The organism is Undibacterium sp. 14-3-2 (genome assembly GCF_016595265.1).
Classification (GTDB): domain Bacteria; phylum Pseudomonadota; class Gammaproteobacteria; order Burkholderiales; family Burkholderiaceae_D; genus Undibacterium; species Undibacterium aquatile.
On the sequence record NZ_JAENGS010000003.1, the window covers coordinates 319,779 to 341,978 of the forward strand.

Consider the following 22,200-nt stretch of genomic DNA (forward strand, 5'->3'; position numbering starts at 1 on the left):
ATAAAAATCGCTATTTGCCCGAATCGATCTCTTAAACACTAAGCTTGACGCTTACGCAACCTGAACACCGCCAGACTGCCACGCAAATTCGGTAAAAAATTCACTGGCTGACCTTCATGCAGAGCAACACATTGCATGACTTCCAGACCGACTTCGTTGGCAAGATCGGCGAAATCATAAATCGTTGCACAACGAACGTTAGGCGTGTCATACCATTGATATGGCAGGGATTTCGATACAGGCATTTTCCCCAGCAATAATGCGGTGCGATGCGGCCAATAACCAAAATTCGGAAAAGAGACGATGGCTTCACGACCGACGCGGGCAATGTCACGCAACAAAGGTTCTACATGCTTCATCATCTGTAACGACGATAAGCACAACACGGTGTCAAATGCATTGTCATCGAACATGCCCAGACCATTTTCCATGTCTTGCTGTATCACATTAATATGACGTTTCGCGCAGGCAAGTGTTTTGTCATCCGCGATTTCTATGCCATAGCCGCTGCATTGTTTGTCGGTTTGCAGATAATCAAGCATGACGCCATCACCGCAACCCACGTCCAATACTTGTGACTGCGGCTGAATCCAGTCGGCAATAAAAGCCAGATCGGGACGTAATTGGTTTAATTCTGAAAAATTCATGCTGACACTCCTTTCAGTTCTGTCGCAATGCGATCGAAATACGCCGCAACCAGATTCAGATAACGGGAGTCGTCCAGCAGGAATGCATCGTGTCCGTGAGGCGCATCAATTTCAGCGTAGCTGACGGTGCGCTTGTTACTGATTAAGGCCTTCACAATTTCACGGCTACGCTCAGGCGCAAAACGCCAGTCGGTAGTGAATGAGGCAAGTAAAAACTGTGCTTTAGTTGCCGCCAGCGCTTTGGTCAGATCGCCATCGGTATGGCGGGCCGGGTCAAAATAATCCAGCGCTTTGGTGATCAGCAAATACGTATTGGCATCAAAGTAATCTGAAAATTTATCGCCCTGATAGCGGAGATAAGATTCAATTTCAAAATCAACGCCGTAGCCAAACTGGTAATCATCCGACTTCAGATCACGTCCGAATTTTTCGGCCATATCGTCATCCGACAAATAGGTGATATGACCTATCATGCGCGCCACTCTTAAGCCACGGCGCGGAACGACGCCATGTGCATAAAAATCACCGCCGTGGAAATCCGGATCGGTCAATATCGCCTGTCGCGCCACATCGTTAAACGCGATATTCTGTGCCGACAGTTTTGGCGTCGATGCGATTACCACGCAGTTCTGCAAACGATCCGGGTACAAAATACTCCACGCCAGCGCCTGCATACCACCAAGCGAGCCGCCCATGACCGCAGCGAATTGCTTTATCCCCATAACATCTGCCAGACGCGCCTGCGCGTTGACCCAGTCTTCTACGGTAACCACCGGAAAATCAGCGCCATAAGGTTTGCCCGTGGCGGGGTTCGTGTGCATGGGGCCGGTGGAGCCAAAACAGGAACCAAGATTATTGACGCCGATCACAAAAAAACGGTTGGTATCCACCGGTTTGCCCGGGCCGACCATGTTGTCCCACCATCCCACGTTCTTTGGCTGGTCGGCGTAGTAACCTGCGACGTGATGAGATGCATTCAAGGCATGACAAATAAGTACGGCATTCGATTTATCTGCATTTAAGCTGCCATAGGTTTCCACCATCAAGGTATAACCGGCAATTGATGCACCACTTTGTAAAGGCAACGGTGCTTCAAATTGAAACGCCTGTGGTGTCACGGCACCAACGGATCTTGGTAAGGCTGACATACACTCTTCCATCGAGAAAATTCTCGTTCAAAAACTAAGGAAGGCTAAAAGAAGGGCTGAATGTGAAGGAAGGAAAGCTGCATTCAAGCTCGCTTTAGCCGTATTTATTGTCCGGAAATTGTCCAGACCGCGCCCGCAAGCTGATTTTCAAATCGGCGCCTGTATTTCATTCCAATTCTGATTAAATAGGAGAACAAGGCGCGTGTCCGCAGACAGTGCTTCAGCACGGCGAGGGCACAGCAACGACGTTATCGTATTTAATGAGATTTGGAATAAGTCGGTAAGGATAACGAACTCCAGCCTCATCGTCAAACCTAGTCGGCTTCAATGCAGCGTTTTGCCAAGCGCTTCCATATTACCCAGCGTTTCCTGTATCACAACAGAATCATAGCTGCGCAAGATCTTTTTCACATATGGTTGCAAGGTGTCAAACCGGGTATTCAGAATCGCCTGTTTAATCTCTGGTAACAACGCCGCTGGCATAGATAACTCCCGGAACCCCATTCCGACCAATAAGCGGGTCAGGCGCAAATCGCCTGCCATACCGCCACAAATCGACAAAGGAATCCCGGCTTTTTCTGCCGTACTGACGATGATCTGCAATAACTGCAAAATCGCCGGATGTAAATCATCGTATAAGTGTGCAACTTCGTGATCGGCGCGATCAATTGCCAGCGTGTACTGGATCAGATCATTCGTGCCGATAGATAAGAAGTCGAGCTTTTTAACAAACATCGGCAGCGCCAGCGCAGCAGCGGGAATTTCTATCATCGCACCAATCGGTATGTCCGCATCAAATTCTTTCTTTTCTGCCGTCAGTTCTTTCTTGGCCTGCGCGATCAGTTGCAAGGTCTGCTCGATTTCAAATCCATGCGCCATCATGGGAATCAGAATTTTGACCGGCCCAAACGCAGACGCACGCAAGATTGCCCGTAATTGCGTCAGAAACAGTTGCGGCTCAGCCAGGCAATAGCGTATTGCCCGCAAACCTAAGGCAGGATTCAGAATATTGTGTTCAGCCGCTTCCAGTGGTTTGTCAGCACCCACGTCTAAAGTGCGGATGGTGACAGGACGGCCTTTCATGCCAAGTACCGCCTTACGATAAGCATCAAACTGCTCTTCTTCGCTCGGTAACTGATGCTGTTCGCCGCTACGCTCCATAAACAGGAATTCAGAACGGAACAGGCCAACACCACTAGCGCCAGCCTCAAGCGCAGGTGTAGCATCGCCCGGCAATTCAATGTTTGCCAGCAAGGTAATTTCAACCCCATCCTGAGTGATCGCCGGGGTTTTTTTGAGTTTGGAGAGTTTTTTTCTTTGTTTGAGCAGCAGCGCCTGACGTTCACGATATTGTTCCAGCACCATCGTCGGCGGCGCAACGATGACCACACCAGCATCGCTATCGATGATCAGCCAGTCGTCCTGTTCTATCAGTTGCGAAGCATTCCCCATCCCGACCACGGCAGGAATACCAAGACTGCGCGACACGATTGCGGTATGCGAATTCTGCCCGCCTTCATCGGTGACAAACCCGGTAAAAGCGACATCGCGGAATTGCATCATATCTGCCGGAGAAATATCTCTGGCGACTACGACCATGTTGGCGGTGCGCTCATCTATCCCATCGGAAGAAGGAACCTGGCTGGAGGAGCCGGTCAGCACTTTCAACACCCGCTCGGCGACTTGCTGAATATCGGCTTTGCGTTCACGCAGATAATCGTCTTCGATTTCATCGAACTGCGCCGACAGCTCATCGACCTGAGTCACGAGCGCCCATTCGGCGTTGTAATGGCGGGTACGGATAATATCGAGCGGGGCTTCCGATACCATGGGATCGGACAAAATGAGAGCGTGTACATCCAGAAAAGCGCCGAGCTCGGTCGGTGCATCCTGCGGCAGATCGGCCCAGATCGCCTGTAATTCAACGTGGACTTGCGCAATTGCGTTTTGCAGGCGCAGTACTTCCGCTTCGACTAATTCCTGCGCAACCAGATAATGCTTCACATCCAGCGCAGCCGGACGCAATAAATGCGCGCGACCTATCGCGATACCGCGTGAAACAGGGATGCCTTGCAATGTAAATGATGCCATGCCTCGTGCCCCATGTTCTTAATTGTCTTTACTCACCTGCCTTCAGGAAAATGAGCAAACGGATACAACACTGCAGAACCATCGCACCTGGAACACTTCACATGGTCTGCGCGGAAAAAATCATTACTCGCCTTCACCAAACTTATCATTGACGAGGTTGACGATGGCATCAAAGCATTCCTGCTCATCGGCACCATCGGTTTCCAGCATGATTTTGCTGCCCTTACCCGCCGCCAGCATCATTACGCCCATGATCGACTTGCCATTCACACGGCGACCATTGCGTGTCACCCAGACTTCACTTTTGAATTTACTGGCCAGTTGCGTAAATTTGGCCGATGCGCGCGCATGCAGACCAAGTTTGTTCACAATTTCAATTTCTTGTTGGATCATGCTCTACTTTCAACTCCTTGATTAATTCGGTGACAGCCGGATACGGTTATCAATCCGCAGCGCGCCATTCTGACCACCCGCGAGTGCCATTTCCACAACCACATCGAGCGCGTCATTACGGTAAGTAATCGCCCGCAACAACATCGGCAAGCTGATACCGGCAATGGTGGCAACCTGATCGGGTTCGCCCAGCTGGCGGCAGCAATTGGATGGCGTTCCACCCATGATATCGGTCATCACCAGCACGCCGGAGCCGTCATTGAGTCGTTGTACCGCTTCCAGCGCCAGACGGTGCACGTCATCGGTGTTCTGATCGGCAATCACATCGATCGCTTCCAGGCGCTCCGGCATACCGCGAAAAACATGGGCTGCAGCCTGGATAAATGCCGAGCCTAACGGCGCGTGGGTCATCAACAGTATTCCAACCATAATTTCTCAAAATAGAGGGAGTATGTGTCAATTTGCACTTACTCTCCTTGATTTCATTAGGGGGTTACGACATACCCCGGGGAGTATATTAACGCCCTGAAACGGCTGTTTCAAGCGCATCAATAAACATCGCGGCCACATCCACGCCTTTTTGCTGCGTAATTTCCTGGAAACAGGTCGGGCTGGTCACATTGACTTCGGTCAAGCAATCGCCAATCACGTCTAATCCTACCAGCAACAAGCCTCTTTGATAAAGCTGCGGCGCCAAAGTCTGCGCAATCTCAAGATCGCGCGCCGACAATTCCTGCGCCACGCCAACACCACCGGCCGCCAGATTGCCACGCACTTCGCCATTTTGCGGAATCCGCGCCAGCGCAAATGGCACGACCTTGCCACCGATGAGCAAAATACGTTTATCACCATTGACGATCTCGGGAATATAGCGCTGGATCATGATGGTACGGCTGCCATTGAGCGTCAGCGTTTCGATCACGGAACCCAGGTTCATGCCATCGGCACGAATCCGGAAAATACCGGCGCCGCCCATGCCATCGAGCGGCTTCAGAATAATGTCCTGATGTTCGCGGTGAAACGCGCGGATACGCTGCTCATCGCGGGTCACCAACGTCGGTGCGGTAAACTGGCTGAATTGCGCAATGCTCAGTTTTTCATTGTGATTGCGTATCGCTGCCGGTTTGTTGAAGACGCGTGCGCCCTGTTGTTCCGCCAGCTCCAGCAAATAAGTCGCGTAGATATATTCCATATCAAACGGCGGATCTTTACGCTGCAATACAGCATCGAAAGCACTTAGCGGCAATGCCTGAGGTGCTTCGGCGCGATACCAGTCTTCGCTGTCACCGGTCAAGGTGATACGGCTGATATTGGCAACCACTTTGCCATTTTCCAGCGCCATGTCTGCCGGGCCAAACGCATACACCGTGTAACCTCGCCTGACTGCCTCGCGCATCATCGCAAAAGTGGAATCTTTATAAGTCTTGAACTGCGACAGCGGGTCAGTCAGAAAGGCGATTTTCATGGCAATTTTTAAAGAAAATGACGGCAAACCGGCGACAAGCCGGTGGGCCAATTAATAGATTTCGGGATCAGGATCTGTTTTTTCCAGCTCCAATGAAGCCGCCAGCAATGCCAGCCGCGCCACCACACCATACATGTAAAAACGATTCGGCGCTGCTGTGCCCGGTTTTGCTTTCATGTCTGGCACCGCATGTTGCTGGGCAAAAGCCAGCGGTACAAACTGCATCCCCGGCGCATTCAGATTTTCATCAATGCCACGCTCTTCGTTCACGCGGTAAAAGCCGCCGACGACATAGCGATCGATCATATAGACGACCGGTTCAGCGACGGAATCTTTGATCTGCTCAAAGGTGTACACACCTTCCTGCACAATCACATCAGTGACTGCAATTCCGTCTTTATTGACGGACATTTTATTGCGCTGTTTACGGTTCAGTTCACGCACTTCGTCGGAATGATGCACCGTCATGATGCCCATGCCATAGGTTCCGGCATCCGCCTTGACGATCACGAACGGTTTTTCTTTAATGCCGTACTCTTTGTATTTTTTACGGATTTTCGCCAGTATCGTATCGACTGCGGCGACCAGCGCGTCTTCGCCTGTGCCATCATCAAAATTAATGCCGTTGACTTTGGTGAAAAACGGATTGAGCATCCAAGGATCAATGTCGACCAGTTTGGCAAATTTTTTCACGACTTCATCATACGACGAAAAATGATTGCTCTTGCGGCGCATAGACCAGCCCGCGTGCAGCGGCGGCAACAAGGTTTGCTCATTGAGCTCTTCCAGAATCGCCGGTATCCCTGCCGACAAATCGTTATTCAGAACGATGGTGCACGGATCAAAATTTTTCAGCACCAGCCGACGGCCATTTTCGGAGCGCTCGAGAGGCTCGAGTATCAGCTGGCCGCCATCCGGCAGATCAATCGGCGTCGGTTCGGTAATATCTGCAGATAAAGAACCGAGGCGCACGTTCAGACCAGTCTGACGGAATATCTGCATCAGGCGGGCAATGTTTTGCAAGTAAAAGGGATGGCGCGTATTGGTTTCCGGGATCAGCAGCAGGTTTTTAGCATCCGGGCAATATTTTTCTATCGCCGCCATTGCTGCCTGCACTGATAATGGCAGCATTTCTGTTGCCAGATTATTAAATCCACCCGGAAATAAATTGGTATCGACAGGGGCTAATTTGAATCCTGCATTGCGTAAATCGACGGAACAGTAAAATGGCGGCGTATGTTCCTGCCACTCCAGACGGAACCAGCGTTCGATGGCGGGAGTCGCCTCGAGAATTTTCTTTTCGAGATCGTGCAGTGGCCCGTTGAGAGCCGTGACAAGATGCGGAACCATAGTGACCTTTTTGATAAGCTGCCTGAGTCGCCGGCAGCTTTCGCAAATATCTGGGGAGCGTGCCGGCTTTTTAAGACTCTCTTAGCTTGGGGTGAAACGAAGAGAATCAAGTCAAGCCAAGGAATATCCCTACGGAATTCAGGATGATTTTGTCAGCAGGCTGAAATGCTCCACAGTTGGTGGTGCCGCAAAAAACGGACCAACGATAGAGCGCCATTGCAAAAAGGCCGGAGATTCGCGGAAATCTACCGTGTGATTTTCCAGTGTTTCCCAAAAAATCATCAGGACATAGCGTTCAGGGGACTCTATCCCCTTATTCACTTTAAAACCGCTGAACCCTTTGGCCTGGGAAATGACTTCATCCAGCCCACGCTGAATGGCAGCATCAAATTGTTCTTGTTGTCCTGGGTGAATGCGGATGTCGGCAAGTTCGAGAATCATGTTTAGCTCTTTATTTACAATGAAATGTCTGAAGTGTCTGTTGCAGAATCCTATTATGGCACCAAACGGGTAAAAATCAGACTAAGCCGCGATCACTCAATTCCTTCTTCAGATACGCATAAAACACCGGTGCGGCGACAACACCCGGTACACCGAACAGGGTTTCCATTACCAATATGGCAGTCAATAGCTCCCAGGCCCGCGCATTGACTTGCTCTCCTATGATGCGCGCATTCAGGAAATATTCCGCTTTGTGAATTACGATCATGAAGACCAATGAAGCCATTGCCATATTCAATGAGTGTGATAACGCAACAATCACGATCACAGAATTAGAAATGATATTGCCAGCGACCGGAATCAGACCAGCCAGAAAGGTAATCGCAATCATAGTTTTGGTCAGCGGCAGATGCACGCCGGCCACAGGAAGAATGACGAGCAGATAAATCGCGGTTAATACCGTATTAATCAGAGAAATTTTGAATTGTGCGAAGACAATTTTATGAAATATCTGTGCAAAGGCGACAATACGTTGATGTAACGCGGCAGCAAATGGTTTGTGATTGCTATCACCACTGGCATCGCGCAAGGCCACCATGCTGCCGATGATCATCCCGAGCAATAAATGCACAATCAGATGACCAGCTTCCGGTACCAGCAATTTTGCCTCCCCCGCGTGCTCACGCAACCAATGTGTAATCATCGTCTGCAGCGCATCAACGTCTTCGGGAATATTGGCGCTCATCCACAGCGGTACCTGACTACGCGATGACTCAAGAATATCTGCCAGTCTTTGCAGCAAATTATGCAAATTCCCGGCATCACTGCGCAAAAACACATGACCCCCCCAGGTTGCCAGCAACAAACTGACGATTAATATCGCGGACAATAATGCGACCGCAATCATGCGCGGCTGGCGATGACTGAAGCGGTGCGCAATCATCGGCGTCAGCATATGTACCAGTGAATACACCAGCAATCCGGAAAATAAAGCCAGTAACAAGCCCGCTTTCAAGACTAAAAATAAACTGACAGCCACAACGATATACGATGCATATACTGAAGCACTGAGTTTTGGCGTTACCATCATGCGAATTCCTTTTTATAAGAGATGACCCACTGCCGTCATCAAAACCACCGACCAATAAATGGCGTCACTGCCACAATACGCGCATTAAAACATAGTGCAGGCGAATCCAGCGACGGTAAAAACAAGGATATTTAATCGGCACCCCGGCAATATTTTTGCGACCAGCATCGTTATGCGCGATCTGATAACCTACGTTGGAATCTGTACGCAATGTTCAGAAACATGGCTGAAACATAGATTTACATATTTCTTGTCGTCCTTATCGGAACCTGCTGCGTTAAATGGGGACTAAACTGAACTGATGATCACTTGCATCGAGGTATATATGACATTCACACTGAAACAACTCTCCACTGCCGCTGCTTTGCTGGCGATCACCAGTGCCGGTTCCATTGCGCAGGCAGCTGATTTTGAGGATTATGCACGCGTCGTTAACGTCACACCGCAAGTTGAACAGATCAACATGCCACGTCAGGATTGCCGGACTGAATACGAGACTTATCAACGTCCACAAGAACGCAGCAACTCTGGCGGCATTATCGGCGGTATTGCCGGCGGTCTGCTCGGTAGTCAGGTTGGTGGCGGCAACGGTAAGATCGCTGCTGCTGCAGCGGGGGCAATTACTGGCGCTCTGGTTGGTGACCGTATGGACAATAGCAACAATGGTCAGCAAGGTTACGAGAGCCGCCCGGTTCGTCAATGCAGAACCGTCGATAGCTGGCAAACCCGTACGAATGGTTATGCCGTCACTTATGAGTACAACGGTCGGACTTACACCTCAGTCATGCCATATGATCCTGGTTCACGTCTGCGCTTGCACGTTTCCCTGACACCTCGTCCTTAAACCGTCTGACCGTCAGCAGAAATCGCTAAATACCGTTGCTTGAATACAAAATGCCGCAAATTGCGGCATTTTTTTCGTCAACATTTCCACATGGAAAGTAATTTCCGGCGCATATCCGACCGAAATAGCATGGGTTTATAGTATGATCTTGCCCAAACTTAATGCATTCGCTCCGTCTCCAGTCCATGAAAAACATGCTAAAAAAATACGGTCTGCTGGTATGGCTATCTCTATTTCTGATTGCCGGTTTTGTCTTCACCACCGTTGCCGGATATATCGTCTCGCGCGATACGATACAACAAGGAATTTCGGAACAAACACTGCCTATCACCGGAGACAATGTTTATTCTGAGATACAAAAAGACATACTGCGACCGGTTTTCGTTTCTTCGCAAATGGCACATGACACTTTTGTTCGCGACTGGATCATCAACGGTGAAGAAGAGCAGGAAAGGATCACGAAATATCTGAAAGAAATCAAACTCAAGAATAAAGCGATATCCAGCTTTCTGATTTCAGATAAATCCCGCAACTACTACCATGCTGACGGCTTATTAAAGCAAATCAAAGAAGGCGAACCGCGTGACACCTGGTTTTTTCGTGTAAAAAATCTCAAATCCGCCTACGAAACCAATGTCGATCTGGATCTCGCCAATCACGACGCAGTCACGATCTTCGTCAATTACCGGATTCTTGACTATCAGGGTCAATTCATCGGCGCAACCGGTATAGGGCTGACGCTGAATACACTGAAACATCTGATTGACAGCTATCAAAAACGCTTTGATCGCCAGATTTACTTCGCTGATCAGAAAGGTAAAGTCACTCTGACCGGAAGTAATTTCAGTAAACGAGGCGACAACATCCAGACGATCAGTGGCATCCAGAGTATCTCCGAGAAAATTCTGGCGAATCGCCAAAGTGAATCCATGCATCTGGAATATCAGGGAGACAATGGAACCGTACTGGTCAACTCGCGCTATATTCCGGAATTGGGCTGGCATTTGCTGGTGGAGCAAGAGGCGAATTCTGGTATCAGGCCGATTCAGAATGTGTTCCTGCTGAATCTTGGTATCAGCGCCACCATCACCATTCTGATCATGGTCATGGTTCTGCTCACAGTGCGTCGCTACCAGAAACGTCTGGAAAAATCAGCGTCAACGGACTCTCTGACGAATTTGCTGAACCGTCACGCATTTGATTTCGTCTTTCAGCAAAGCCTGCTCGACGCCGAGCGTACACGCCAACCTATGTGTGCGATCTTGCTGGATATTGATTTTTTCAAAAAGGTGAATGATAAACACGGGCATCTGGTCGGTGATCACGTGCTCAAAGAAATCGCCGCCATCGCGAAACGTTCCTTACGCGAGAGCGATGTGCTCTGTCGCTGGGGCGGCGAGGAATTTCTTATTCTGCTGAAAAACTGCACACTCGAAAAAGCAACCTCAATCGCAGAAAACCTGCGCAGTACCATTGAGAACAATGATTTTTCGCGCACCACCGACCTCACCCGCACACGACTCGGCGTCACTGTCAGTATGGGCGTTGCAGAATGCCGCAGCAATGAAACCGAGGATAGTGTATTTGAGCGTGCGGATCAGGCTTTGTATCAGGCAAAAGCCAACGGGCGTAACAGCGTCTATTTCTCTGAATGATGTTTACGGGCCGCTAATTCGACAGTGGGAGTAACGAATGCCTGATATAAATCTCCCGCAGCCGGATCCCACTGCGCCACGACCGCCTGCTGCCTGCTGACCGTTGTCATATCACCGCGCGCGATCGGCCCGGTCAGTGCTGCGGCTGATCCCAGCGTGAAGACATTCTCCAGCGATTGTCTCGCCAACGGTGCAGCCATTGCCAGCGCCAGTTCAGATGGAATCCCCGCCGACTGATAAGCGCGCAATGCTGTATCCAACAGACTCACCAGATAATTGCTGGCAAACACTGAGCCTGCGTGATACAACAATTTTGATTCAGCGCTGATCTCAACCGTCTGTGCACCGATGGCCTGCATCGCTGGCAGCAACACAGCAAGCGCCCGGCGATCGCCTTCAAGACTACATATCGTTCCGGAAAATTGCTCTGCCACAGCTTGCGGATCTGCGAAGCTGCGTACCGGGTGCACACTGGCAACCGCAGCACCTGATGCAGCCGCCGCTGCGAGTTCTGTGGATGCCTTCGAGCCGCTGCAATGAAACACGATGGTATGTTCATTGATCAGTCCTCGTTCGCATAAGGCAGTACAGACCTCAGAAATATGATCATCACCAACCGCCAGCATCCACACATCCGCTGCGATTAACTCCTGCAAGTTGGCAAGTGCAGCACCGGCGCCGATAAACGTCCGGGCAGCCTGGGCGCTGGTAAGTGTCCGGTTCAATATCTGCGTGACTGAAAACACGGCCTGCTGCTGAAAGCAGCGGCCAAATACCTGACCGACTTTACCCGCACCAACTATCGCCAAGGTCTTCATGCGTTCACCAGTTCAGGATAACGCCGCAAACCTTCCAGATTCAAAATCGTGATGCCGCCATAATCAACGGACAGCAATTGCTTCTTTTCGAGCAGTTGCAAAGCCTGATTCGCTCGTTGCCGCGACACGCTGGAAATATAGCCAATCTCCTCCTGCGATATCTGCAATTGCATACTGCTGCCGGGATTCAGATAGGAATTGAACATCGCTGCGAGACAACGTGCGACGCGCGTGTCCGGATCAAGCATGCGATCATATTCCACCAAAGAAATAAACAAGCCCAGCCGTTCGTTCAACTGATGCAAGAGAAAGCGATTGAATGGAATACTGTTATCCAGCAAAAAAGTGAAGGTGCTGCGCGGCATATACGCGACGCGGGTATCACGCAGTGCAACGACATCGTAACGGCGCGGTTCAGTTTTTAATAATGAACCCTCGCCGAACCAGCCGCCCGCCAGCATACAACTGAAGGTGACCGTTTTTCCTTCGGGCGAAATACTGCTCATTTTCAGAAAACCATCGAGCACTCCCATCCAATGATCGACAGGATCACCTTTTCGGCAAACATAACCACCGGCCGGGATAAAGCGCTCGATGATCTCATCTTCGACTTTTTGCACATGATCCGGCGCCAGCATGTGCGCCCACATTGTCTTTGCCAAGCCTTGTTTCAGTTCACTTTTTATATTCGCCATATTTGTGCAACGCACCACCGAAAGTTGGTTCATTCCGTCAGATTGTCAGTTAAACGACAGCCGCAGCGGGTACAAGTAACTAGTATCTGATCAACAAAAAATTATTCAGAACTGACGCAGAATCGTCCAGCGCGTTGCCACACTGCACACTGACTTGTTGGAATAAATGACGTTAGTCCTGATGGAGACATTGTAAGCGAGCTGACATGCAATCGAGCCAATTAAACACCGTTGATTGCTATACGCAGACCGGTATCGACAATGCCAGACAGTTTCAATAGCCGCAGATAACACCTGCAGTAAGTCTGATGTAAGACGTAGTGCAGAAACTCATAAAAAAAGTAGCAATCATACTGGCTGCTTAAACGATCAAAGTATCGTACAGCTGACCAGACAGGCCAATACAAATAAGGCTGATGGTGGAGACATGACAAAGACAGAGAACACAACGTTCCCGAGATTATTGCTGGAACATGGAAAAATGCGCCCGCAACAGCCGGCGTTCCGTGAAAAAGATCTGGGCATCTGGCAAACCTGGAACTGGCAACAGGTCAACGACGAAGTGCGCGCGCTCGCCTGCGGTCTGGCCGCACAAGGGTTTCAGCGCGGCATGAACCTCGCGATTATCGGCGACAACCGGCCGCGTCTTTACTGGGCGATGATGGCTGCGCAATGTCTCGGTGGTATCCCTGTGCCCTTGTATCAAGACGCGCCGGCTGCCGATATGGCGTATGTGCTTGAGAATGCCGAGATCGTTTTTGCGATTGTCGAAGATCAGGAACAGGTCGATAAATTACTCGACATCAAACAACAATATGCCGGCATACAACACATCTGCTTTGAAGATGAACGCGGTATGCGGCATTACCACCAGCCCGAACTGAGTTCTTACGCCGCCTTGCAGGAAGCCGGGCGCATGTACGACCGTACCCACCCTGAATTTTTCATGCATCAGATCGAACTCGGTCAGCCAGAAGACACTGCCGTCATGCTGTACACCTCAGGCACCACCGGTAAGCCGAAAGGCGTATGCCAGAGTCATCGCTCATTCATGACGGCCGCCGTCGGCGGTGCAGGCTTTGATCACCTGAGTGCCAACGAAGATATACTTTCCTATCTGCCGATGGCATGGGTCGGCGATCACTTGTTTTCATTTGCGCAGGCGCTGGTCACCGGCTTTACTGTGAACTGCCCGGAATCCAGCGAAACCGTGCTGACCGATCTGCGTGAAGTCGGCCCTACGTATTATTTTGCACCGCCACGCGTGTTTGAAAACATGCTGACCACCGTCATGATACGCATGGAAGATGCAGGCGCTATCAAACAACATCTGTTCCAGTATTACATGGAAATCGCCCGCCAATATGGCTCCGACATTCTCGACGGCAAACCGGTTTCTGCGTTAGCCAGACTCAATTACCGCGTCGGCGAATTTCTGATTTACGGGCCGCTGAAAAATGTACTCGGTTTATCCCGCGTCAGGGTTGCTTATACCGCTGGTGCCGCGATTGGCCCTGATCTGTTCCGTTTCTATCGCTCCATCGGCATCAATCTGAAGCAGTTGTATGGCTCCACCGAAACCTGTGCCTACGTTTGCCTGCAACCGGATGGCAACATCAAATTTGACAGCGTCGGCCAGGCTGCGCCCGGCGTGGAAGTGACGCTGGCAGACAATGGTGAAGTGCTGGTGAAATCGAGCGCCATGCTGACCGGTTACTACAAACGGCCGGATGCCACCGCCGAAGTCATCGATGAACAGGGCTATTTCCATACCGGTGATGCCGGCATTTTTGATGCCGAAGGACATCTGAAAATCATCGACCGCGCAGCAGATGTCGGCAAGCTCACCAACGGCGATATCTTTGCGCCTAACTACATCGAAAACAAACTCAAATTCTTCCCTTTCATTAAAGAAGTCGTCGCTTTCGGCCATGACAGAGACCATGTCTGCGCCTTCATTAACATTGATATGGAAGCCGTTGGCAACTGGACAGAGCGACGCGGCATCGCCTATTCCGGTTACACCGATCTGGCCGCAAAAGCTGAGACGTATCAGCTCATCATGTCATGCATAGAAAAAGTGAATGCCGATCTGGCCAATGAAACGCTGATGGCGGGCACACAGATTCATCGCTTCCTGATCCTGCACAAAGAGCTCGACCCTGACGACGACGAACTGACACGTACACGCAAAGTCCGTCGCAAATTTATTTCAGAAAAATATGCCGTACTGATAGAAGCGCTGTATTCAGCCAAACGCTCGCAATACATAGAAACACAAGTCAAATTTGAAGATGGCCGCAAGGGTACTGTCAGTGCGGATCTGCACATCAGTGATGTCAAAACATTTGCTGCCCGGCAGCATGCGGCATGAGGAACAGCAATGACCAATAACAGAAAAACCGGTGAAGTCATTCTTGATTTGCAAGGCATTTCCTTGTCGTTCGGTGGCGTCAAAGCGCTGACAAATATTTCGTTTAACGTCAAAGAACACGAAATCCGCGCGATTATCGGCCCGAACGGTGCAGGTAAAAGCTCGATGCTGAATGTGATCAATGGCGTCTACCGGCCGCAGGAAGGACAGATCACCTATCGTGGCCGCCAGCGCAAGGATATGAATACCTATGCAGCCGCCAAAAGCGGCATCGCCCGCACGTTTCAGAACATCGCCTTATTTAAAGGCATGAGTGTGCTCGACAACATCATGACGGGGCGGAATCTGAAAATGAAATGTAATTTTCTGATGCAGGCGCTGTATCTCGGGCCTGCACGCAAAGAAGAAATTGCCCACCGTGAAAAAGTCGAAGAAATCATCGATTTTCTGGAAATTCAGCACATCCGCAAAACGCCGGTAGGACGCTTATCTTACGGTCTGCAAAAGCGGGTTGAACTCGGTCGAGCGCTTGCCGCCGAACCGGAAATTTTATTGCTGGATGAACCGATGGCAGGCATGAACGTCGAGGAAAAACAGGACATGAGCCGCTTTATCCTTGATGTGAATGATCAGCTCGGCACCACCATCGTTTTGATCGAACATGACATGGGCGTCGTGATGGATATTTCTGACCGGGTTGTCGTGCTGGATTACGGTAAAAAAATCGGCGACGGCACACCGGCAGAAGTGCTGGAAAATCAGGAAGTGATCAATGCCTATCTTGGCGTTGCACACTGACACCACCGTCTTGAGGAAAACAAAATGAATCTCAGTTTTTTCTTTGAAGTGCTCATCGGTGGTCTGTTGTCCGGCGTGATGTATGCACTGGTTGCGCTAGGTTTTGTGCTGATCTACAAAGCCTCTGGCGTCTTCAATTTCGCGCAAGGAGCGATGGTGTTTTTTGCTGCGCTGACCTGCGTCGGCCTCAGTGAAAAATTTGATCTGTCGATGTGGGTCGCCATACCGCTGACGATGGCAGTGATGATCGTCCTGGGTCTGGCAATAGAAAGAATCGTCTTGCGACCACTGGTCAATCAGCCGGAGATCACGCTGTTCATGGCCACCATAGGTCTGACTTTTTTCATCGAAGGGCTGGCGCAGTTACTGTGGGGTTCGCAACCACACAAGCTGACATTACCGATCGAAGATGTTCCCATCGAATTTCTGATGGAAAAATTCAATATTCTGGTATCGCAGTTCGATGTGATTGCCGCACTGATCTGCGCCATTCTCGTCACCGGTCTGGCACTGCTGTTTTCCAAAACAAAAATCGGGCGCGCGCTGCGGGCTGTCGCTGACGATCATCAGGCCGCACTAGCGGTCGGCATTCCCCTGCAACAAATCTGGGGCATCGTCTGGGCAGTTGCCGGTTTTGTCGCACTGGTGGCGGGTTTGCTGTGGGGTGCACGTAATGGTGTGCAGTTTGCATTGACCTTCGTTGCGCTGAAAGCTTTGCCAGTGCTGATTCTTGGCGGCTTCACCTCGGTTCCCGGCGCAATCGTTGGTGGACTGATTATCGGTGCCTCGGAAAAGCTGGCGGAAGTGTATATCGGCCCGCTGGTCGGTGGCGGTATCGAGGGCTGGTTCCCGTATGTGCTGGCATTGCTGTTTTTGCTGGTGCGGCCGGAAGGTTTGTTTGGCGAAAAAATCATACGCAGGATTTAAACAATCTTGTTCTGAGCAAGCTCCAATCATATTCTGCCTTACCAGACAAAAATGGCTGGGAAGGCGCATGAATACTAAGATTCATACTAAGACTTATATTAAGACTTAAGGAAACACTATGTTCTATCGTGAAGCAGGACAATTTAAAACCAGCTATCAGGCAGACAACCAGATATTTCCATTACGTCAGGACAGAATCGGCGTTGCCCTGTTGCTATGCGCGGCTTTTTTTGTGGTGCCATTGCTCGCCTCTGATTACGCTTTTTCCGCGATCTTTATTCCGTTTCTGATTTTTTCACTGGCGGCATTGGGCCTGAATATTCTGACCGGATATGCCGGACAGTTATCGCTGGGTTCAGCTGCGTTCATGGCAGTCGGTGCGTTTGCTTCCTACAATTTCATGTTGCGTGTGCCTGGCATTCCTATCTTGCTGGCATTTGTCCTCGGCGGCATTTCAGCAGCGATGGTCGGCATTGCTTTTGGTTTGCCATCTTTACGCATACGTGGTTTTTATCTGGCTGCTGCGACGTTGGCAACGCAGTTTTTTGTGGTCTGGTGTCTGACAAAAATTCAATGGTTCACCAATTACAGTTCTTCCGGTGTGATCACCGCGCAGGAAATTGTGATCATGGGCATGAGCTTCAACACACCAGTCAAAAAATATCTGCTGACATTAGGCATCGTCTGTGTGATGGCATTACTGGCAAAAAATATGGTGCGTTCAAATGTTGGCCGTTCGTGGATGGCAGTGCGTGATATGGACGTGGCGGCAGAAGTCATCGGCTTCCGGCTGATGCGTACCAAGCTGCTGGCGTTTGCCGTGTCTTCGTTTTACTGCGGCATCGCGGGTGCTTTATATGCCTATGCTTATCTGGGCACGGTCGAACCGGAAGCCTATAACCTCGATCTGTCGTTCCGCATTTTGTTCATGATCATCATCGGCGGCGTCGGCTCTATTCTCGGCTCGTTTCTTGGTTCAGCATTTATCGTTTTACTGCCGGTGTTTCTGAATCTGATCGCCCATTTTTTGTCGCTACCGACCAATATCGCATCGAATCTCGAATTGATGGTATTCGGCGCGCTGATTATTTTTTTCCTGATTGTTGAACCACATGGCCTTGCACGTTTGTGGCAGATCACGAAAGAGAAACTGAGACTGTGGCCTTTCCCGCATTAAGTTTTTACCGTCGTCGTTTTTTATCAATACAGAGCGCCATGCTGAAGGCGTCGTTCTACCCATCCAACCAACAGGAGACAACATGAAACTGATGAAATCAATACTACTGGCATCGGCAATGATAGGTACTGTGAATGTCGCACAGGCAGATGACCAGTACATTCCACTGCTCTCATACCGCGTCGGCCCGTATGCGGCGGGCGGCTCCGGCTTTTATGGCGGCGTCATCGATTATTTCAATCTGATCAATGCTAAAGGCGGACTCAATGGCGTCAAGATCACATGGGAAGAGTGCGAGACTGAATACAATGCCTCGCGCGGTGTTGAATGTTATGAACGATTGAAAAAGTCCCAGGGCGGCGCATCATTAGTCGAGCCACTGTCCACCGGCATTGCTTACGGCATTCTGGATCGCGTTGCCGAAGATAAAATTCCGATGACAACGCTGGGCTATGGTCGTTCCGATGCGGCTAACGGCAAAGTGTTTCCGTATATTTTCCCGCTGATCACCAGCTACTGGAATCAGGCTGCGGCGATGACGAAATATCTGGGTGATAAATCCGGCGGTCTGGATAAACTCAAAGGGAAAAAAATCGTTCATCTGTATCACGATTCCGCTTTTGGTAAAGAGCCAATTCCTGTCCTCGAAGCCCAGGCCAAACAATATGGCTTTGAGCTGATCAAAATCCCGGTCGCACATCCGGGCAACGAGCAGCAATCGCAATGGTTGCAAATCCGTCAGGCCAATCCTGATTATGTGATTCTGTGGGGCTGGGGCGTGATGAATGCGGTCGCGATTAAAACGGCGCAGCGTAATGGTTATTCGCGTGAAAAAATGCTGGGCGTCTGGTGGGCGGGCTCTGAGGAAGATGCGGTGCCTGCAGGCGACGCAGCAAAAGGCTACACCTCGATGACCTTTAACACGCCGGGCAATTATCCTGTACTCGATGAATTGCGCAATAAAGTGTATGCGGCTGGCAAAGGTAATCTCAGCGACAAATCCCGCATCGGCTCGGTCTATCACATGCGCGGTGTGACTGCGGCTATCCTGTGGTCGGAAGCGATTCTGAAAGCCCAGGAAAAATACGGTAAAGGCAAGCAGATGACTTCCGAGCAGATTCGCTGGGGCTTTGAAAATCTGAATGTGGACGAAGCACGTCAGAAAGCTCTTGGTGCACTTGGTATGTTCCCGCCAGTGAAAACCTCGTGTGAAGACCATGAAGGTTCAGGCGCGGTCAAAGTGCAGCAATGGACAGGCGATAAGTGGAAAGCCATCACGCCGAACTGGGTCGTCGGTGATAAAGCGCTGACCCGCGCGATGCTGGAAGAATCTTCGAACAAATATGCCGCAGAGAAAAAAATCACACCGGCTTGTCTGAAGTAATTTTTCCTGAATCAGGAGATATCCGGCAACGGATATCTCTGTTACGCCGACCGTCAATACAGGCATATTATGAGCATACACTCCATTTCGTCTGAGAGCGCAATCAACAACCCCGCCTATCTCAGCGTCAACAATATCGAAGTGATCTACGATCACGTGATTCTGGTATTGAAAGGCATTTCCCTGCAGGTGCCGCAAGGAAAAATCGTTGCACTGCTGGGTGCGAATGGCGCCGGAAAATCGACCACGCTGAAAGCCATCTCCACCTTGCTGAAAAACGAACGTGGCGATATTACCAAAGGCGACATTACGTTTCAGGGGCAACGTGTCGATCATCTGACGCCGAACGAACTGGTGAAACGCGGCCTGTCGCAAGTGATGGAAGGACGCCATTGTTTCGGTCATTTAAGCGTGGAAGAAAATCTGCTGACGGGCGCGTACACGCGCAAGCTCAGCCGGACAGAGCTGAAAGCCGAGCTGGAAAAGGTCTATCACTACTTCCCGCGCCTGCGTGAACGCCGTCATTCGCAAGCGGGCTACACCTCGGGTGGCGAACAGCAGATGTGCGCGATAGGCCGGGCATTGATGGCCAAGCCCAGCATGATTTTGCTGGACGAGCCATCGATGGGTATTGCGCCGCAACTGGTGGAAGAAATCTTTGAAATCGTCAAAAGCCTGAATCAGCAGGAACAGGTTTCCTTCTTACTGGCCGAACAAAACACCAATATCGCGCTGCGCTATGCCGACTTCGGTTACATCCTCGAAAACGGGCGCGTCGTGATGGAAGGTGATGCCAGCGATCTCGCGAGTAATGAAGACGTCAAAGAATTTTATCTCGGTGTGTCCGGTGCCGGTCGCAAGAGTTTCCGCGACATGAAATTTTATCGTCGTCGCAAACGCTGGCTCGCATAGCCGTACACAACAACATATCGTAAAACATCGCAGAACATCGGCCTCCCCTTTCCTATTACGAAGAGAACGTCATGATTGAATATCTGGACGCGCTGGAAACCCGCACCCCGCACAGCCGCGAGCAGGCGCTGATGCAGCGGCTGCCATTACTGATTGCACAGGCAAAGACTGCCGCAGGATGGGCAACGATACTGAAAGATGTGTCGGCAAATGACATCAACTCGCGGCAGGCACTCGCGCAGTTACCGGTGACGCGCAAATCAGATCTCAAAACCTTGCAGCAACAACAGTTGCCATTCGGTGGATTAACGACCACCGCACCGCGCGGACTAGCCAGGATTTTTATGTCCCCCGGACCGATTTTTGACCCTGAAGGAAAATCGCCGGACTGGTGGCGCTTTGCGCGACCTATGTATGCGGCGGGCTTGCGCAGCGGTGATCTGATACAGAATTGTTTTTCCTATCATTTCACCCCGGCGGCATTTATGGTCGAAAGCGCCGCGGTCAAGCTCGGCTGCACCGTGATTCCGGCGGGCATAGGCCAGACGGAAATGCAGGTGCAGGCAATGGCAGAACTGCGTCCGGACGCGTATATCGGCACACCGAGTTTTTTAAAAATTATTCTGGAAAAAGCCGCCGATAGCGGTGCCGATATTTCCAGTATCAAAAAAGCGCTGGTCGGTGCAGAAGCTTTGCCGCCTTCATTGCGCCAATGGCTGAAAGATCACGGCGTGCCGCATGTCTTACAAATGTATGCCAGCGCCGATATCGGCAATATCGCCTATGAAACCATGACGGATGGCGTGCTCAATCCGGGCATGGTGCTGGATGAAGAGATCATTCTCGAAATCGTGCGGCCTGGCACCGGCGATCCTGTCGCTGAAGGCGAAGTCGGTGAAATTGTCGTGACTTCGTTCAACCCGGATTACCCGCTGATACGTTTCGCGACCGGCGATATGTCCGCAATACTGCCCGGCATTTCACCCTGCGGCCGCACCAATCAACGCATCAAAGGCTGGATGGGGCGCGCCGATCAGACCACCAAGGTTAAAGGCATGTTCGTGCATCCGTCGCAGATCGCGGAAGTTGTTAAACGCCATCCGCAAGTGCAAAAGGCGCGTTTGGTAGTCAGCGGTGAAATGGCGAATGACGTCATGACCTTGCATTGCGAAACGGCAGACCGCAGTGATGCACTGCACGCCAGTATCATCGCCAGTTTGCGCGACGTGACCAAATTGCGTGGCGAGGTACTGTTTGTAGCGGCGGGCAGTTTGCCGAATGATGGCAAAGTGATCGACGACACACGCCGCTATGAATGAGGTGCTCTGAACTGCTGATTACGCAGAATTTAAGACACACGACACTGATTGTTCGCCTGTACTGGGCGCTGAACAGCGCCCATTTTTTCGCTCCCGCGCAGAAAAGTTCAAAATATCCTATAGTGCACGGCAAAGCGCATCCGCACGGAACGCTTTTTTGCCCGTTTTTAATATTCCCTACCCTCATCTGGCCGGAGACCCATTCCATGACGACGCTCGATATCAATAGCAAACAACATCAGGTGGACGTTGATCCATCCACGCCCGTATTGTGGGCATTACGTGACGCACTGGGTCTGACCGGTACAAAATTCGGTTGCGGTCAGGCGCTGTGCGGCGCCTGTACTGTTCACGTCAACGGCCAGGCGACACGCTCGTGTGTGACGCCGGTTTCTGCGGTCGCCGGACAGAAAATCACGACGATTGAAGCCATAGGCAACGACAAAGTCGGCAAAGCGGTGCAGGCAGCATGGATCAAACATGATGTCGCTCAGTGTGGCTATTGCCAAAGCGGCCAGATCATGAGCGCCACGGCTTTGCTCAAAACCAATAAAAAACCCGCTAATGCCGACATCGATGCGGCAATGGCAGGCAATATCTGCCGCTGCGGCACGTATGTGCGCATCCGCGCTGCGATTCACGATGCTGCCAGCATGCTGGCTTAATCAGGAG

At 50.8% G+C, this 22,200-nt stretch carries 21 protein-coding genes; 10 read left to right on the top strand and 11 right to left on the bottom strand.

The features are described 5' to 3' along the window. Positions 1 to 38: 38 nt before the first annotated feature. The 9 genes from metW to Undi14_RS09410 form a co-directional block, all read right to left on the bottom strand. Positions 39 to 647 carry a methionine biosynthesis protein MetW gene (metW, locus tag Undi14_RS09370; protein ID WP_186884326.1) on the bottom strand — a complete coding sequence of 203 codons (609 nt, stop codon included), beginning with the start codon at positions 645 to 647 and terminating at the stop codon, positions 39 to 41. Continuing rightward, complete coding sequence (locus Undi14_RS09375) at positions 644 to 1,795, bottom strand: homoserine O-acetyltransferase (protein ID WP_234030501.1); 1,152 nt, start codon at positions 1,793 to 1,795, stop codon at positions 644 to 646. Before Undi14_RS09375 ends, metW begins: the two co-directional genes overlap by 4 nt. Before the next feature lie 324 nt (positions 1,796 to 2,119). Beyond that, complete coding sequence (ptsP, locus tag Undi14_RS09380) at positions 2,120 to 3,886, bottom strand: phosphoenolpyruvate--protein phosphotransferase (protein ID WP_200179697.1); 1,767 nt, start codon at positions 3,884 to 3,886, stop codon at positions 2,120 to 2,122. A 123-nt stretch (positions 3,887 to 4,009) separates the two neighbouring features. Further along, the gene (locus Undi14_RS09385) at positions 4,010 to 4,279 is read right to left on the bottom strand and encodes an HPr family phosphocarrier protein (protein WP_186884323.1); all 270 of its coding nucleotides are present in this window, start codon (positions 4,277 to 4,279) and stop codon (positions 4,010 to 4,012) included. Between the two features lie 21 nt (positions 4,280 to 4,300). Continuing rightward, positions 4,301 to 4,708, bottom strand: a complete 408-nt coding sequence (locus Undi14_RS09390) for a PTS sugar transporter subunit IIA (protein ID WP_186897621.1) — start codon at positions 4,706 to 4,708, stop codon at positions 4,301 to 4,303. A gap of 88 nt (positions 4,709 to 4,796) precedes the next feature. Continuing rightward, complete coding sequence (gshB, locus tag Undi14_RS09395) at positions 4,797 to 5,744, bottom strand: glutathione synthase (RefSeq protein WP_200179700.1); 948 nt, start codon at positions 5,742 to 5,744, stop codon at positions 4,797 to 4,799. A 51-nt stretch (positions 5,745 to 5,795) separates the two neighbouring features. Beyond that, on the bottom strand, positions 5,796 to 7,094 hold the full coding sequence (gshA, locus tag Undi14_RS09400) for a glutamate--cysteine ligase (protein WP_200179702.1): 1,299 nt from the start codon (positions 7,092 to 7,094) through the stop codon (positions 5,796 to 5,798). 138 nt (positions 7,095 to 7,232) lie between these two features. Continuing rightward, positions 7,233 to 7,535, bottom strand: a complete 303-nt coding sequence (locus Undi14_RS09405; protein WP_186897619.1) for an antibiotic biosynthesis monooxygenase — start codon at positions 7,533 to 7,535, stop codon at positions 7,233 to 7,235. Between the two features lie 76 nt (positions 7,536 to 7,611). After that, positions 7,612 to 8,625, bottom strand: coding sequence for an AI-2E family transporter (locus tag Undi14_RS09410; RefSeq protein WP_200179704.1), 1,014 nt, complete (start codon positions 8,623 to 8,625; stop codon positions 7,612 to 7,614). Between the two features lie 325 nt (positions 8,626 to 8,950). On the opposite strand from Undi14_RS09410, the gene Undi14_RS09415 reads away from it, so the two are divergent. Further along, positions 8,951 to 9,469, top strand: a complete 519-nt coding sequence (locus Undi14_RS09415; protein ID WP_200179706.1) for a glycine zipper 2TM domain-containing protein — start codon at positions 8,951 to 8,953, stop codon at positions 9,467 to 9,469. 194 nt (positions 9,470 to 9,663) lie between these two features. Further along, positions 9,664 to 11,124 carry a sensor domain-containing diguanylate cyclase gene (locus Undi14_RS09420; protein WP_234030502.1) on the top strand — a complete coding sequence of 487 codons (1,461 nt, stop codon included), beginning with the start codon at positions 9,664 to 9,666 and terminating at the stop codon, positions 11,122 to 11,124. Here Undi14_RS09420 and Undi14_RS09425 read toward each other — a convergent pair. Then, complete coding sequence (locus Undi14_RS09425; protein ID WP_200179709.1) at positions 11,109 to 11,942, bottom strand: Rossmann-like and DUF2520 domain-containing protein; 834 nt, start codon at positions 11,940 to 11,942, stop codon at positions 11,109 to 11,111. The genes Undi14_RS09420 and Undi14_RS09425 overlap by 16 nt on opposite strands. Continuing rightward, on the bottom strand, positions 11,939 to 12,592 hold the full coding sequence (locus Undi14_RS09430; RefSeq protein WP_370589935.1) for a Crp/Fnr family transcriptional regulator: 654 nt from the start codon (positions 12,590 to 12,592) through the stop codon (positions 11,939 to 11,941). The genes Undi14_RS09425 and Undi14_RS09430 overlap by 4 nt, the downstream gene beginning before the upstream one ends. Positions 12,593 to 13,064: 472 nt before the next feature. Between Undi14_RS09430 and Undi14_RS09435 the strand changes: the two genes are divergently transcribed. The 8 genes from Undi14_RS09435 (at position 13,065) to Undi14_RS09470 (ending at position 22,193) form a co-directional block, all read left to right on the top strand. Beyond that, the gene (locus Undi14_RS09435; RefSeq protein ID WP_200179710.1) at positions 13,065 to 15,011 is read left to right on the top strand and encodes a long-chain fatty acid--CoA ligase; all 1,947 of its coding nucleotides are present in this window, start codon (positions 13,065 to 13,067) and stop codon (positions 15,009 to 15,011) included. 9 nt (positions 15,012 to 15,020) lie between these two features. Beyond that, positions 15,021 to 15,809, top strand: a complete 789-nt coding sequence (locus Undi14_RS09440; protein ID WP_200179711.1) for an ABC transporter ATP-binding protein — start codon at positions 15,021 to 15,023, stop codon at positions 15,807 to 15,809. A gap of 24 nt (positions 15,810 to 15,833) precedes the next feature. Beyond that, positions 15,834 to 16,736 (top strand): branched-chain amino acid ABC transporter permease, encoded by a 903-nt coding sequence (locus Undi14_RS09445; protein WP_186884312.1) that lies wholly within the window; start codon positions 15,834 to 15,836, stop codon positions 16,734 to 16,736. 118 nt (positions 16,737 to 16,854) lie between these two features. Next, positions 16,855 to 17,913, top strand: coding sequence for a branched-chain amino acid ABC transporter permease (locus Undi14_RS09450; protein ID WP_190480240.1), 1,059 nt, complete (start codon positions 16,855 to 16,857; stop codon positions 17,911 to 17,913). Between the two features lie 82 nt (positions 17,914 to 17,995). After that, complete coding sequence (locus Undi14_RS09455) at positions 17,996 to 19,297, top strand: ABC transporter substrate-binding protein (RefSeq protein WP_200179712.1); 1,302 nt, start codon at positions 17,996 to 17,998, stop codon at positions 19,295 to 19,297. A 69-nt stretch (positions 19,298 to 19,366) separates the two neighbouring features. Next, entirely contained in the window at positions 19,367 to 20,209 is an 843-nt protein-coding gene (locus tag Undi14_RS09460) for an ABC transporter ATP-binding protein (RefSeq protein ID WP_200179713.1), read from the top strand. 71 nt (positions 20,210 to 20,280) lie between these two features. After that, positions 20,281 to 21,528: a phenylacetate--CoA ligase family protein gene (locus Undi14_RS09465; protein WP_200179714.1), complete on the top strand. Its 1,248-nt coding sequence runs from the start codon at positions 20,281 to 20,283 to the stop codon at positions 21,526 to 21,528. A gap of 206 nt (positions 21,529 to 21,734) precedes the next feature. Next, positions 21,735 to 22,193 carry a (2Fe-2S)-binding protein gene (locus tag Undi14_RS09470; protein ID WP_200179716.1) on the top strand — a complete coding sequence of 153 codons (459 nt, stop codon included), beginning with the start codon at positions 21,735 to 21,737 and terminating at the stop codon, positions 22,191 to 22,193. The last annotated feature ends 7 nt before the right edge of the window (positions 22,194 to 22,200 follow it).

Bases quoted from the DNA above. Each gene is read 5' to 3' on its own strand.
- metW (WP_186884326.1), bottom strand. From the start codon at position 647: ATGAATTTTTCAGAATTAAACCAATTACGTCCCGATCTGGCTTTTATT.
- Undi14_RS09375 (WP_234030501.1), bottom strand. From the start codon at position 1,795: ATGTCAGCCTTACCAAGATCCGTTGGTGCCGTGACACCACAGGCGTTT.
- ptsP (WP_200179697.1), bottom strand. From the start codon at position 3,886: ATGGCATCATTTACATTGCAAGGCATCCCTGTTTCACGCGGTATCGCG.
- Undi14_RS09385 (WP_186884323.1), bottom strand. From the start codon at position 4,279: ATGATCCAACAAGAAATTGAAATTGTGAACAAACTTGGTCTGCATGCG.
- Undi14_RS09390 (WP_186897621.1), bottom strand. From the start codon at position 4,708: ATGGTTGGAATACTGTTGATGACCCACGCGCCGTTAGGCTCGGCATTT.
- gshB (WP_200179700.1), bottom strand. From the start codon at position 5,744: ATGAAAATCGCCTTTCTGACTGACCCGCTGTCGCAGTTCAAGACTTAT.
- gshA (WP_200179702.1), bottom strand. From the start codon at position 7,094: ATGGTTCCGCATCTTGTCACGGCTCTCAACGGGCCACTGCACGATCTC.
- Undi14_RS09405 (WP_186897619.1), bottom strand. From the start codon at position 7,535: ATGATTCTCGAACTTGCCGACATCCGCATTCACCCAGGACAACAAGAA.
- Undi14_RS09410 (WP_200179704.1), bottom strand. From the start codon at position 8,625: ATGATGGTAACGCCAAAACTCAGTGCTTCAGTATATGCATCGTATATC.
- Undi14_RS09415 (WP_200179706.1), top strand. From the start codon at position 8,951: ATGACATTCACACTGAAACAACTCTCCACTGCCGCTGCTTTGCTGGCG.
- Undi14_RS09420 (WP_234030502.1), top strand. From the start codon at position 9,664: ATGCTAAAAAAATACGGTCTGCTGGTATGGCTATCTCTATTTCTGATT.
- Undi14_RS09425 (WP_200179709.1), bottom strand. From the start codon at position 11,942: ATGAAGACCTTGGCGATAGTTGGTGCGGGTAAAGTCGGTCAGGTATTT.
- Undi14_RS09430 (WP_370589935.1), bottom strand. From the start codon at position 12,592: ATGTGGGCGCACATGCTGGCGCCGGATCATGTGCAAAAAGTCGAAGAT.
- Undi14_RS09435 (WP_200179710.1), top strand. From the start codon at position 13,065: ATGACAAAGACAGAGAACACAACGTTCCCGAGATTATTGCTGGAACAT.
- Undi14_RS09440 (WP_200179711.1), top strand. From the start codon at position 15,021: ATGACCAATAACAGAAAAACCGGTGAAGTCATTCTTGATTTGCAAGGC.
- Undi14_RS09445 (WP_186884312.1), top strand. From the start codon at position 15,834: ATGAATCTCAGTTTTTTCTTTGAAGTGCTCATCGGTGGTCTGTTGTCC.
- Undi14_RS09450 (WP_190480240.1), top strand. From the start codon at position 16,855: ATGTTCTATCGTGAAGCAGGACAATTTAAAACCAGCTATCAGGCAGAC.
- Undi14_RS09455 (WP_200179712.1), top strand. From the start codon at position 17,996: ATGAAACTGATGAAATCAATACTACTGGCATCGGCAATGATAGGTACT.
- Undi14_RS09460 (WP_200179713.1), top strand. From the start codon at position 19,367: ATGAGCATACACTCCATTTCGTCTGAGAGCGCAATCAACAACCCCGCC.
- Undi14_RS09465 (WP_200179714.1), top strand. From the start codon at position 20,281: ATGATTGAATATCTGGACGCGCTGGAAACCCGCACCCCGCACAGCCGC.
- Undi14_RS09470 (WP_200179716.1), top strand. From the start codon at position 21,735: ATGACGACGCTCGATATCAATAGCAAACAACATCAGGTGGACGTTGAT.